Annotated in this window: 12 protein-coding genes; 11 read left to right on the top strand and 1 reads right to left on the bottom strand. The window is 73.3% G+C overall.

Translation table 11 applies throughout. From position 1 onward, the window contains the following. Positions 1-73 precede the first annotated feature (73 nt). From FS793_RS15255 to FS793_RS15295, 9 genes are all read left to right on the top strand, one after another. Positions 74-1,678 carry an ABC transporter substrate-binding protein gene (locus FS793_RS15255; protein ID WP_144721873.1) on the top strand — a complete coding sequence of 535 codons (1,605 nt, stop codon included), beginning with the start codon at positions 74-76 and terminating at the stop codon, positions 1,676-1,678. Between the two features lie 19 nt (positions 1,679-1,697). Continuing rightward, positions 1,698-2,645 carry an ABC transporter permease gene (locus FS793_RS15260; protein ID WP_260980210.1) on the top strand — a complete coding sequence of 316 codons (948 nt, stop codon included), beginning with the start codon at positions 1,698-1,700 and terminating at the stop codon, positions 2,643-2,645. Continuing rightward, a complete protein-coding gene (locus tag FS793_RS15265) occupies positions 2,642-3,514 on the top strand; it encodes an ABC transporter permease (protein WP_144721877.1) in 873 nt (290 codons plus the stop codon). The genes FS793_RS15260 and FS793_RS15265 overlap by 4 nt, the downstream gene beginning before the upstream one ends. Then, a complete protein-coding gene (locus tag FS793_RS15270; protein ID WP_144721879.1) occupies positions 3,511-4,434 on the top strand; it encodes an ABC transporter ATP-binding protein in 924 nt (307 codons plus the stop codon). The genes FS793_RS15265 and FS793_RS15270 overlap by 4 nt, the downstream gene beginning before the upstream one ends. Beyond that, positions 4,431-5,162 carry an ABC transporter ATP-binding protein gene (locus tag FS793_RS15275; protein WP_144721881.1) on the top strand — a complete coding sequence of 244 codons (732 nt, stop codon included), beginning with the start codon at positions 4,431-4,433 and terminating at the stop codon, positions 5,160-5,162. The genes FS793_RS15270 and FS793_RS15275 overlap by 4 nt, the downstream gene beginning before the upstream one ends. After that, on the top strand, positions 5,159-6,223 hold the full coding sequence (locus tag FS793_RS15280; RefSeq protein ID WP_144721883.1) for a P1 family peptidase: 1,065 nt from the start codon (positions 5,159-5,161) through the stop codon (positions 6,221-6,223). Before FS793_RS15275 ends, FS793_RS15280 begins: the two co-directional genes overlap by 4 nt. Before the next feature lies 1 nt (position 6,224). Continuing rightward, entirely contained in the window at positions 6,225-6,965 is a 741-nt protein-coding gene (locus FS793_RS15285) for an FMN-binding negative transcriptional regulator (RefSeq protein WP_144721885.1), read from the top strand. Then, positions 6,962-8,053, top strand: coding sequence for a C45 family autoproteolytic acyltransferase/hydolase (locus tag FS793_RS15290; protein WP_144721887.1), 1,092 nt, complete (start codon positions 6,962-6,964; stop codon positions 8,051-8,053). Before FS793_RS15285 ends, FS793_RS15290 begins: the two co-directional genes overlap by 4 nt. Positions 8,054-8,357: 304 nt before the next feature. Beyond that, positions 8,358-9,452, top strand: coding sequence for a C45 family autoproteolytic acyltransferase/hydolase (locus FS793_RS15295; protein WP_144721889.1), 1,095 nt, complete (start codon positions 8,358-8,360; stop codon positions 9,450-9,452). A gap of 13 nt (positions 9,453-9,465) precedes the next feature. On the opposite strand, the gene FS793_RS15300 is transcribed toward FS793_RS15295, so the two are convergent. Next, entirely contained in the window at positions 9,466-9,948 is a 483-nt protein-coding gene (locus tag FS793_RS15300) for an Lrp/AsnC family transcriptional regulator (protein ID WP_144721891.1), read from the bottom strand. 171 nt (positions 9,949-10,119) lie between these two features. On the opposite strand from FS793_RS15300, the gene FS793_RS15305 reads away from it, so the two are divergent. Together FS793_RS15305 and FS793_RS15310 are read left to right on the top strand one after the other, a co-directional pair. After that, complete coding sequence (locus FS793_RS15305) at positions 10,120-11,553, top strand: sodium:solute symporter family protein (protein ID WP_144721892.1); 1,434 nt, start codon at positions 10,120-10,122, stop codon at positions 11,551-11,553. After that, a complete protein-coding gene (locus FS793_RS15310; RefSeq protein ID WP_186329559.1) occupies positions 11,546-12,226 on the top strand; it encodes an SDR family NAD(P)-dependent oxidoreductase in 681 nt (226 codons plus the stop codon). Before FS793_RS15305 ends, FS793_RS15310 begins: the two co-directional genes overlap by 8 nt. The last annotated feature ends 22 nt before the right edge of the window (positions 12,227-12,248 follow it).

Genomic DNA, 12,248 nt, shown 5'->3' on the forward strand with positions numbered 1-12,248 from the left:
GAACGATCCGGCATCCGGCTCGGAGCATCCAGCACCCGCTCTCGACGTCGGCCCCATCGACCGGGAGGCTCCCGTGCGCACCACCTCCACCGCAGCCGTCGCGGCCGCCATCGCGGCGCTCGCGCTCGCAGGATGCTCGGGCGGCTCGACGCCGTCCGAGGGCCAGTCCGACGTGCCCGACGGCTACGTCGCCATCGCCGACGACTCGATCGACAGCGCGGGCGGCAGCCTGCAGGTGCAGGTCGACTACGACACCGCCGAGGCGCAGGGCCTCGACCCCGCCTTCGCCGAGGTCGCCCGCTCGTGGTCGATCATGGGGCTCGTGTACGAGTCGCTCGTGACGGTCGGTCCCGGCTTCGAGATCCAGCCCGAGCTCGCCTCCGAGTGGGAGCAGCCCGACGCCACGACCTACGTGTTCACCCTGCAGCCCGACGCGACGTTCTCGAACGGCCGCGCCGTCACGGCCGCCGACGTCGTCGGCTCGCTGCAGCGCCTCGCCGACTCCGGCTCCGTCTGGTCGGGCCAGCTCGGCCCCGTCGCATCCATCGAGGACACGAGCGGCGAGACGCAGCAGGTCACCGTCACGCTCGACAGCCCGTACACGCCGTTCCTCGCCGCGCTCGCGAACACGCCCGCGGCGATCCTGCCCATGGAGGAGCTGACCGCCGGCACCTTCGACCCCGTGACGGACATGCTCGGCACGGGCGCCTTCACCGTCGCCGAGCACCGGCAGGACGAGTCGTGGACGTTCGAGGCCAACCCCGGCTGGTGGGATGCCGACGCGCTCGGCATCGACACGCTCGAGCTCGTGATCGCCGGCGACGAGCAGACGCGCCTCGCCGGCCTGCGCGACGGGTCGACGCAGCTGGCGAACTTCTCGAACCCCGACGCGCTGCAGCTGCTGCAGTCGGCGCCGAACGTCACGGCCGTGAGCCAGACGCAGAGCGACTTCTTCTACGCGATGCTCAACTCGGTGAACCCGGACTCGCCCTTCGCCGACCCCGAGGTGCGCCAGACGGTCAACGCCCTCATCGACCGCCAGGCGCTCGTCGACGTCGCCCTCGCCGGCGCCGCCGAGCCGACGGCCGTGACGCCCGCCAACCTGCCCGACGCGTGCGCGCCCGACTCCGTGCCGTCGGCATCCGCCGAGGTGGACGCGGATGCGCTCGCGGGCGTCGAGGCCAGCATCCTCATCTACAACTCCGACCCGGCGCTCGCGGCGATCGCGCAGCTCATGCAGCAGCAGCTCGAGGCAGCCGGTGCCGAGATCGAGCTCGAGTCGGTCGACGACGGCACGTTCGGCGAGCGCGTCTACGTGTCGCAGCCCGGCGACTTCGACATCGCCCTCAGCTGGTTCGCCGGCTACGGCGACGCGTCGATCGTGACGAGCTGGTGGAACCCCGACACGGCGTTCTTCAACGTCGGCTTCACGCAGTCGCACGACGACCTGTCGGAGGCCATCGTCGCCGCGCAGCAGCTCGAGCCCGGCGCCGAGCGCGCCGAGGCGCTGCAGACGGTGTGCGACCTCGCCGACGAGTACGCCGAGATGCTGCCGCTCGCCACCCGCCCCCAGGTGGTCGGGTTCGCGAGCGACCAGCTGTCGCCGTCGATCCTGTCCGACGAGGGCTACGGCGACTTCCTGCGCCTCGTGGCCGACTTCCGCACGATCGGGGGCTGAGATGCGAGCAGCGCGATGGGTGGGTGGTCGAGTCCTCACGGGTCTCGTGACGCTGCTCGGCATCGCGCTGCTCGTCTTCGCCGCGGTGCGAGTGGTGCCGGGGCAGGCGGAGCGCGTGCTGCTCGGCCCGCTCGCGACCGACGAGCAGCGCGCGGCGCTCGTCGCCGAGCTCGGGCTCGACCGCGACCTCGTCACGCAGTTCGGCATCTGGATGGGCAAGGTGCTCACGGGCGACCTCGGCACGTCGATCGTGTCGCGACAGCCCGTGCTCGACGAGCTCGCCATGCGGCTGCCCGTGACGGCGACGATCGCGATCATGGCCCTCGTGATCGCGCTCGGCGTCGGCATCCCCGTCGGCGTGCTGCAGGCGCTGCGCGCCCGCCGTCGCGGCGGCGCGGTCGTGAGCCGCGTCGTCGGCGGCCTCGGCATCTCGATCCCCGAGTTCGTGCTCGGTGCTCTCGTGGTGCTGCTGTTCTCGTCGGTGCCGCTCGGCATCACGATCGGCGCGTTCACGCCCGTCGCCGAGGACGTCGGGCAGGGGCTGCTGTCGTCGCTGCTGCCCGCGCTCGTGCTGTCGGTCTTCTGCGCCGCCGCCACGGCGCGCACCACGAGGGATGCCGTGCTCGGCGTGCTCGTGGAGCCGTACGTGCAGGCCGCCGTCGCGCGCGGCGAGACGCCGTGGTCGATCGTGCGGCACCACGTGCTGCGCAACGCGACCATCCCCATCCTGACGCTCGCCGCCACTCTGCTCGCGTACCTGCTGGGCGGCGCCGTCATCGTCGAGGGCCTCTTCAACGTGCCGGGCGTCGGCTCGTACCTGCTGCTCGCGATGGACCGCCGCGACTACGCCGTCGTGCAGGCGGGCGTGATGCTCGCCGCCGTCGTGTTCGTGGCGACGAGCGTGCTCGTCGAGCTCGTCTCGAGCCTCGTCGACCCGCGCGTCTCGACGATCGGGGCGCGGGCATGACGGGCGTCGCCGCGGGGCTCGCCGCCGCGCCGGGTCGCCTGCAGGCGCTGCGCACGAAGGATGCCGTGCTCACGGCAGCCCTCGTGGTGCTCGCGCTGCTCGTCGTCGCGTCGCTCGCCGGCCGCGTCGTGCCGGGGCTGAACGACGGCACGACGACCGTCGGCGGCCGCTTCGAGGCACCGAGCCTCGCGCATCCGCTCGGCACCGACTCCCTCGGCCGCTCGCTGCTCGCGCGCCTGCTCGAGGGCATCGGCACCACCTTCCTGCTCTCGGCCGTCGCCGTGGTGTGCACCGCGGTGATCGCGACGGCGCTCGGCATCCTCGCCGCCTACCTCGGCGGCTGGGTGCGCGAGGTCGTCATGCGCATCGGCGACGTGCTCTACGCCTTCCCGTCGATCCTGCTCGCCCTGCTCGTCGCGGCGGCGTTCGGCGCCGGCATCACGGCGTCGCTCGCGGCGATCGTGCTCATCACCGTGCCGCTCATGACGAGGCAGGTCGCCGCCGCGGCCGCGCAGGTCGCCAGGCGCGACTTCGTCACCTCGGCCCGCATCTCGGGCGTCTCGGCGCCCGTCATCATGGCGCGCCACCTGCTCACGAACGTGTCGGGCACCGTCGTCATCCAGGCGACGTACGCGCTGTCGGTCGCGATCCTCGTCGAGGGCGGCCTGTCGTTCCTCGGCTACGGCGTGCAGCTGCCGGCGTCGTCGCTCGGTCTGCTCGCGAGCGAGGGCAACCTCTACCTGCTCACGGCGCCATGGATCCTCATCTCCTCCGGCGGGGCCATGGTGCTCGCGATCCTCGCCGTGACGCTCGTGGGCGACAGCCTGCGCGACCGCCTCGAGCCCCGTCAGGCGGTGGACCTCACATGACCCTCATCGAGATCGACGACCTGGTCGTCGAGTTCCAGACGTCGCGCGGCACCGTGCGCGCGCTCGACGGCGCGACGCTGTCGGCGGATGCGGGCGAGGCGCTCGCGATCGTGGGGGAGTCGGGCTCGGGCAAGTCGACGCTCGGCACCGCCATCGGTGCGCTGCTGCCGGCGAACGGACGCTTCGCGAGCGGCTCGGTGCGCGTCGACGGCGTCGACGTCGGCGCGCTCGACCGGCAGGGGCTGCGTGCGCTGCGCCGCGACGCGCTCGGCTTCATCCCGCAGGATCCCATCGCGACGCTCGACCCGACGCAGCGCGTCGGCAGGCAGCTCGCGCTCGTCGTGCGAGCGCTCGGACGCGATGCGTCGCGGGCCGCGCTCGCGCAGATGCTCGACGAGGTGCGCATCGCCGACTCCGCCGACGTGCTGCGCCGCTACCCCCACGAGCTCTCGGGCGGCATGGCGCAGCGCGTCGCCATCGCGATCGCGATGGCACGCCGGCCGCGCATCCTCGTGGCCGACGAGCCCACCGCGGCGCTCGACGCCAACGTGCGCCGCGAGGTGCTGCGCCTCATCTTCGAGGCCGCCGAGCAGACCGGCGCGACGGTGATCTGGCTGAGCCACGACCTCGAGGCCGTCGCGCGCTGGTGCCGCCGCGTCGCCGTGATGTACCGCGGGAAGGTCGTGGAGGTGGGCCCGCCGGGCGTCGTGCTGCAGCGGCCCGAGCATCCGTACACGCAGTCGCTCATCGCCGCCATGCCGTCGAGGCTGCAGCAGGACGTGCCCGTGCGCACGTACACGGAGCTGCTCGCGGCGCAGGGCGCGGAGGCGGCGGCGCCCCTGCCGTCCGCGCCCGCGCCCGACCGTGCACGCGCGTCGGACCCCGCACCCGCATCCGCCGACGAGGAGGCCCGCGCATGACCCTGGTCGAGCTCGACGCCGTGACGGTGCGCTTCGGCACCGGGCCGCGCGCGGTGCACGCGATGCGCGAGGTGTCGTTCTCGGTCGACGAGGGGCAGACGGTGGGGCTCGTCGGCGAGTCCGGCTCGGGCAAGTCGACCGCGGCATCCGTCGCGCTCGGCCTGCGCGCACCCACGACGGGCGCCGTGCTCTTCGACGGGCAGCCCCTGCGCCGCCGCCGCATGGCCGGCGAGATGCAGGCCGTGCTGCAGCACCCCATGTGGGCGCTCAACCCGCGGATGTCGGTCGCGGCGTCGATCGCCGAGCCGCTGCAGGTGCGCACCCGCGACCGCGGCGCAGTGCGCGCCCGCGTCGCCGAGATGCTCGACCAGGTCGCCCTCGCGCCCGAGCTCGGCGCACGGCATCCCCACGAGCTCTCCGGCGGCCAGCGGCAGCGCGTCGCCATCGCCCGCGCCCTCATCACGAGCCCGCGGTTCATCGTGTTCGACGAGGCCGTCAGCGCCCTCGACGTGTCGGTGCAGGCGCAGATCCTGCAGCTCATCCAGCGCCTGCAGGCCGAGCACGGCTTCGGCGCGCTCTTCATCTCCCACGACATGGCCGTCGTGCGCTACCTCGCCGACCGCGTCGTCGTCATGCGCGGCGGCGAGGTCGTCGAGGACGCCGGTGCCGCCGACGTCGCGGCCGGCTTCACCCACCCGTACTCCCGAGCCCTCCTGGAGGAGCGATGACCACCACGTCGACCCAGCCCGCGTTCGCCCCGCAGACCGACTGGGATGCCGAGCCGCGACGCACGACGCGCTCGACGTTCGCGGGCCTCACGACGAACGACGACGTCGACCTCGTCGCGGTGCCCGGCGCGGGCCGCGCGGAGGTGACCTTCGACTTCCCCCGCGTGCGCATCGGCACGGCGCAGTACGACGAGGGCCCCACGGGCGTCACCGTCATCGAGGTCGAGGGCGGCGCGCGCACGGCGATCGACGACCGCGGCGGCGCCGTGGGCATCACGGGCCGCTACCCCTTCAACCACGCCATCTGCCTCGCGGGCGGCTCGGTGCACGGCACCGCGGCAGCGTCGGGCGTGACGGATGCGCTGCTCGAGCGCGGCGGACGCCGCACGGGGTTCGCCGACCTCGCCGTGGTCTCGGGCGCCGTCATCTACGACTTCGCCGTGCGCGACAACGCCATCACCCCCGACAACGCCCTCGGCCGTGCCGCCTTCGACCGCGCCCGCGAGGGCGTCGTCGAGGTGGGCCGCGTGGGCGCGGGCGTCGGCGGATCGTGCGGCAAGATGCGCCCGACCTCGACCGAGTGGGCGGGGCAGGGCGCGGCCTTCCGGCAGGTGGGCGACCTCAAGATCCTCGCCCTCACGGTCGTCAACGCCGTCGGCGCGGTCATGGATCGCGACGGCTCCGTGCTGCGCGGCAACGTGCAGGAGGACGGCACGCGCCGGCATCCGTCGATCGACGGCGCGATGGCATTCGCCGAGGCGGGTGCGGGCGGGGCCGAGGGCATCCAGCGCGGCAACACGACGCTGTCGGTCGTCGTCACGAACGCGCGGCTCGAGGAGATCGACCTGCGACAGCTCGCCACGCAGATCCACTCCTCGATGCACCGCGGCATCCAGCCGTTCCACACGGCGCTCGACGGCGACACGCTCTTCCTGCTCACGACCGACGAGGTCGACCTGCCCTCCTACGACGCGCGCCAGGGCCTCGGGCCGTCGGTCGCGTCGTTCGGCGCCATCGCGTCGGAGGTCATGTGGGATGCCGTGATCGAGAGCGTGCGCTGACGTGCACACCTTCCCCGCGTACCACGCACCCGACGGGCGCGCGCTGGTCGACCTCGTGGCACGCACGCCGTTCGCGCTCGCGGTGACGTCGCAGACGGGCGCGCCGATCGCGACGCACCTGCCCGTCGTGCTGCCGCCGACCCTCGACGCCGCATCCGTCGACACCCTCGTGGGTCAGACGCTGTGGTCGCACATGGGTCGTGCGAACCGGCACTGGCGCGCGATGCGCCGGCATCCCGAGGTGCTGCTCATCCACACCTCGACCCACGGGTACGTGTCGCCGTCGCTGTACGGCACCCCCGGCGCCGTGCCCACCGTCGACTACGCCGCCGTGCACCTCACGGGCACCGTGCGGCTCATGGACGACGACGAGGCGCTCGACGTCGTCGTGCAGACCGTCGCCCAGCTCGAGGGGCAGCGCGGCGCCGCCGGCGGCCCCACGTGGGACATGTCGGGGTCGATGGACGTGTTCCGCGACATCATCACGGGCGTCACGGCGTTCGCGATCGAGGTCACGAGCGAGCAGGCCGTCTTCAAGCTCAGCCAGGACAAGCCCGCCGAGATCCGCGGCCGCGTGCGCGACGAGTTCGCCGGCCAGGGCTCCTTCGCCGGCGCCGGAGCCATCGCCGGCTGCCCCCACGCCGACATCGCCGGGCTCATGGATGCGCTCCCCGCCGAGCACGTGCGCCGCGGTCACCTGCCACCGCTGTCGACGACGGTCGACGGAGAGGATCCCCGATGAAGGTCGCCGAGCTGCGCCTGCCCGCCACCGACCCCGTCTCGCGCGGCGTCGCCTACGGGTCGGCGCTCGCCGAGCCCATCCGCGACACGATCGCGCTCTACCGCGACGCGTACGACGTCATGGGGGTGCCCGCCGGCGTCGCCGCAGCCGTCGTCGAGGGGTCGATCGACGCCGTGCGCGCATGGGCGCCCGCGATCGCCGCCGAGCTCGACGGCGTCGCGCACGGCGCCGACGTCGCGCTCGCCGACCTCATGCTGCTCACGGCGCGCACCGAGATCCTCGCCCACGCACCCACGGCGAAGGCGCTCGAGTGCTCCACGATCGTCGCCGTGCACGACGACCGGCGGCCGATGACGATGCAGACGTGGGACTGGCACGGCGAGCTCGCCCCCACGGGCGTGCTGCTGGAGGTGCCGCTGGGCGACCGCGTCGTGCGCACGTTCACCGAGACCGGCATGGTCGGCAAGATCGGCGTCGCCCGCACCGCATCCGGCCGCGGCCTCGGGGTGCACTTCAACATCCTCCATCACGTCTCCGACCGCACCGCCGTGGGCGTGCCGGTGCACGTCGTCGCGCGCCGCATCCTCGACGAGGCGTCGACGCTCGACGAGGCGATCGCGCTCGCTCGCGACGCGGTCGTGGGGGCGTCGACCGTGCTGACGGTGGTGGAGGCGGCGTCGGATGCCGGGCCGGCGAGGGCGGCGTGCATCGAGCTGTCGCCTGCGCGCGTCGCGGTCGTCGAGCCGGTCGACGGGTACCTCGCGCACACGAACCACTTCCTCGACCCCGGGCTCGCCGAGGGCGAGGCGACGAGCGACACGTCGACCACCGGGCCGAGGCTCGAGCACGCGCTCGCGCAGCGCGACGGCGCGACGGCGGCGACGGATGCCGTGACGATGGCCGCGGGCATGTGCGGTGCCGCCGGCGCGGATGCGCCGGTGTGCGTGCGCGTGCGCCCCGCCGCCGACCTCGCGGATCGGTGGGAGACGCTGCTCACGGCGTCGCTCGACGTCGAGGCGGGCGCGATCGACTGGTTCGCGGGCCCGCCGAGCGGCCTCGACGCCGCGACGGTGCGCCGATTCGGGTGAGCTCGGTGGCTCTCGCATCCACCAACTGGTCGAGGAGCGCAGGCGCGCAGCGCCTCCGCGTCACGAGACCACGCGACGTGCCCGCTCGACGCGACCCGGCGCGTGCCTTGGCGGGAGCGGCGGTCGCGAGGTCTCGTGACGCGTGCTCGCCCGAGGGCTCGCGCGCTCCTCGACCAGCTGATGGGGACCACCCCCAGGACCGCTCGGTGAGGTGCGCCCTTCGAGACGGCAGCTCGCTGCGCTCGCGGCCTCCTCAGGACCCGCGCCGCGAGCCTCGAAGCGAGCCCCACGAGAGGCACCCCTGATGCGCGTCCTCGAGATCGCCGGCGCCACGCCGCACGCCCGCGGCGTCGACCGCGGTCGGCAGGTGGGCGGCGTCGTGCGCGCCCACTGGCGCGTCTACCTCGACCTGTTCGCCATCGCGGGATGGTCCCAGGCCGAGGTGCGCGACCACGCGCTCGCCTCCCTCGACGCGCTCGGCGCGTGGTGGCCCGACGGCCGCGACGAGGTGCTCGGGGTCGCCGCGGGCGCCGAGCTGCCCGAGTGGATCGCCGCAGCCCTCGCCGCCCGCACCGAGCTGCTCGTCGCACGCGGCGGTCCCGACGCATCCGTGCCTCCGGGCCGCGAGTGCACGATCCTCGCCACCGTCTCGCCGGCCGCGGCCGCGCAGGTGTGGGACTGGCACCGCGAGCTCGGTGACGCGTGGCATGCGCAGCAGGTGCGCGGTGGAGCGCTCGGCTACGCGGGCGTCACCGAGCACGGCATCTGCGCGAAGGTCGGCATGAACGATGCGGGCGTCGGCGTGCTGCTCGCGATCCTCTCCCACGTCGACGACCGCCCGGGCGGCGTGCCCATCCACTCGGTGCTGCACCGCATCCTCGCCGAGGCGACGACGGTGGAGGCGGCGCTCGCGATCGCGCGGTCGGCGGCCGTGACGTCGTCGAGCGTCGTGACGATCGTCGGCCCGACGGCCGACGGCGGCCGCACGGCCACGGCGATCGAGCTCAGCCCCGTGGGCTCCGAGATCGTCGAGCCCGTCGTCGACCTGCACGATGCGCAGTGGCTGCCGCGGTCGAACCACTTCCTGTCCGAGCGGCTCGCATCGGGATCGCGCACGTTCCGGGGCGATCCCGACTCGCCCGATCGCCTCACGCTGCTGCGCCGCCGCATCGCCGCGCGGCCGACGCCCGTGACGAAGGCGACGGACCTCGTGCCGATGCTGCGCACGGCGCCCGGCGAGGAGCTCGGCGACATCTGCTGCGTCGCCCGCCCCGAGCAGCCGCTCGGCCGCGCGTGGCAGACGCTCGCGACGGTCGCGATCGACGCGGCGGGGCTCACGATCCTGGAGGGCTCGCCGCTCGACGCGCCGGGCGCCCGGCTGCGGGTGCCGCTGCGCTGATCGCGCGCGGACGTCAGAGGTCGTCGAGCAGGTCGAGCGCCTGCACCTTGCGGTGGCTCACGAGGGAGTCGAGGATGACCGCGCTGCGCGTGCGCGTGACCGCCGTGCACGACGAGACGCGCAGCAGCACATCCTGGAGGTCCTTCGTCGACCGCGCCACGACGCGGCACTGGACGTCGGCGTCGCCGGTGGTGGAGAAGGCCTCGATGACCTCGGGCATCGCCGCCAGGTGCTCTCGCACCTGCGCGAGCTCGCCCTGCTGCACCTGCAGGTGGACGAGCGCCTGCACCGCGAAGCCCATCGAGGCCAGGTCGAGCTGGGTCTCGCGGCCGATGATGATGCCGCTGTCCCAGAGGCGGTCGATGCGGCTCTTGACCGTCGGCCGGGAGGCGCCCACGAGCTCCGCGAGCTCGACGAGGGTCGCGCGCGGCTCGTCGCGCAATGCGCGCAGGAGCCGTCGATCGAGCGCATCGATCTCGCGGCGGGTGTCGCGCATGCGTGCCTCTCGTGCAGGTCGCCAGTCAGGCGCTCCCCGATGCTACCTCCACCACGCGTCCCGCATCACGAAACAGAAACGCAATGCGGCTGACTCTTGCAATGTGGAAAGTCCAGTCATAGTTTGACTGCACTAACGCAAGCAGTCTCCCCATTCGTTGTCAGGAGTCCCATGAACGTCGCCATCACCGCCGTGATCGTCGCCTACCTCGTCGCGATGTTCCTCGTCGCGGCATGGCTGCGACGGCGCGTCAAGGACGACACCGACTTCCTGCTGGCGGGCAGGCGGATGGGGCCCACGATCATCGCGATCATGCTGCTCGCGACCAACTTCGGTGGCGCCTTCGTGCTCGGCACGAGCCAGGACGCCTACTCGGTGGGATTCGCGGCGATCTCGTTCGCCATCGGCATCTGCGCCGGACTCGTCGTGCTGGCGCTGTTCGTCGCGAAGCGCGTGCGCGGCGGCGACTTCGTGACCGTGCCCGACCTGCTGCAGCATCGATTCTCGAGCACGCCCGTGCGGCTCATCGCCTCGGCGCTCTCGATCGTCGCCCTCACGGGCATCCTCGCCGGCCAGGTGGGGGCGGTCGCGCAGTCGATGACCGCCCTGGGACTGTCGACGACGTGGGGAGCGGTGATCGGCACCGCGCTCATCGTGGCCTTCACGGTGCTCTCGGGCATGTGGGGGGTCGCGGTCACCGACGTCATCCAGTTCGTCGTCATCGTCGGCGGCCTCGTCCTCGTGGCGGTCATGGCCGTGCAGGAGGCGGGTGGCTTCGAGGCGATCGCGGCGACGTTCGCGCAGGCCGGGGTCGACGAGCCGTTCAACCCGCTCTCGCAGGGCTGGTCGTTCCTCCTCGGTGCTGCGCTGCCGGTCGTCGTGCACAAGCTCGTCGGGCAGGACGTGATGCAGCGCGTCTTCGCGGCGCGGTCCGCGCGCGCCGCCGCGCTCGGCGCGGGCATCGCGGGCGTCCTGACGGCGCTGTTCGCGGTCGTGCCAGCGATCGCCGGCATGGCGGCGCGCACGATCTTCCCCGAGCTCGATCCCAGCGTCGGCGTCATCCCCGCGCTCATCGAGGGCGTGCTGCCGGTCTGGGCAGCGGGCATCCTCGTCGCGGCGATCATCTCGGCCGTCATCTCCACCGCCGACGCGCTGCTGCTGGCGGCCGTGAGCAACATCACGAACGACTTCCTCATGCGCATGCGGCGCATCCGGGAGGACGACGTGCTGCGGCTGCGCTGGTCGCGCGTGCTGACGATCGTGCTCGGCGTCCTCGCGCTCGGCTTCTCGCTGCTGGTGCCCGGCATCATCCAGATCCTCACCATGGCGTTCACCATGTACGGTTCGGGCGTGTTCGTGTCGTTCATGCTCGGCCTCTTCACCCGCTTCGGCGGGCGACGAGCGGCGCTGGCGTCGATGCTCGTCGGCTCCGCCACCGCGTTGCTGGGGCTCACGGGCGTCGTGGTGGCGGCGGGGGTGCCGACCATCGTCGTGGCCGTCGCCGCCTCGCTCGTCGCCTACGTCGTGGTGGCGCTCGTCGCCGGCGAGCGCAGGGTGCTGCCGACGACTGCCCCGGTCGAGGAGGCGCAGGTCGCTCGTGCCTGAGCCGCGCTCCATCGTGGTCACGGGCGCCGCGTCCGGCATCGGCGCCGCGATCGCCGACCATCTCGAGGACGCTGGCGACCGAGTCGTGCGGCTCGATCGTCACGGTCCGTCGGACGAGGGATTCGACGTGGCCGACGAGAGCGCGTGGGATTCGCTGCCGGCCGACGGCGTCGTGGGCCTCGTGCACGCCGCGGGCATCCGTCGCCGCGCCCCCATCGCGGACACGACGCTCGCGACGTTCCGCGAGGTGCTCGACGTCAACGTCGCAGGCACGTTCCTGGCTCTGCGTTGGGCCGCGCGGGCTGCGTCGTCGCACGGCGTGCTGCGCTCGGTGGTGACGCTGTCGTCGGCCGTCGCCTCGCGCACGGTCGAGGGCCAGGCGGCGTACAACGCCTCGAAGTCCGCCGTCGGTGCGCTCACCCGCACGGCCGCGATCGAGCTCGCGCCCGTCGGCGTGCGGGTGAACGCGGTGGCGCCCGGGTCGATCGTGACCCCGATGACCGCCGCAGGATGGGGCGACGACGAGCACGCTGCCCGCATGCGCGCCGAGATCCCGGCGGGCCGGCCGGGTCGCGTCGACGAGGTCGCTGCGATCGTCGAGGTCCTGCTCGGCGACGCGGCGTCGTACGTGACCGGATCGGTCTGGCCCGTCGACGGCGGCTGGACCGCATGAGACCACCAACAGAGAGGACCAT

The sequence above is a fragment of the Agrococcus jejuensis genome (assembly GCF_007679035.1).
Taxonomy (GTDB): Bacteria; Actinomycetota; Actinomycetes; order Actinomycetales; family Microbacteriaceae; genus Agrococcus; species Agrococcus jejuensis_A.

Coding starts and splice junctions, on each gene's coding strand:
- FS793_RS15265 (WP_144721877.1), top strand. CDS start 2,642: ATGACGGGCGTCGCCGCGGGGCTCGCCGCCGCGCCGGGTCGCCTGCAG.
- FS793_RS15270 (WP_144721879.1), top strand. CDS start 3,511: ATGACCCTCATCGAGATCGACGACCTGGTCGTCGAGTTCCAGACGTCG.
- FS793_RS15275 (WP_144721881.1), top strand. CDS start 4,431: ATGACCCTGGTCGAGCTCGACGCCGTGACGGTGCGCTTCGGCACCGGG.
- FS793_RS15280 (WP_144721883.1), top strand. CDS start 5,159: ATGACCACCACGTCGACCCAGCCCGCGTTCGCCCCGCAGACCGACTGG.
- FS793_RS15290 (WP_144721887.1), top strand. CDS start 6,962: ATGAAGGTCGCCGAGCTGCGCCTGCCCGCCACCGACCCCGTCTCGCGC.
- FS793_RS15295 (WP_144721889.1), top strand. CDS start 8,358: ATGCGCGTCCTCGAGATCGCCGGCGCCACGCCGCACGCCCGCGGCGTC.
- FS793_RS15300 (WP_144721891.1), bottom strand. CDS start 9,948: ATGCGCGACACCCGCCGCGAGATCGATGCGCTCGATCGACGGCTCCTG.
- FS793_RS15305 (WP_144721892.1), top strand. CDS start 10,120: ATGAACGTCGCCATCACCGCCGTGATCGTCGCCTACCTCGTCGCGATG.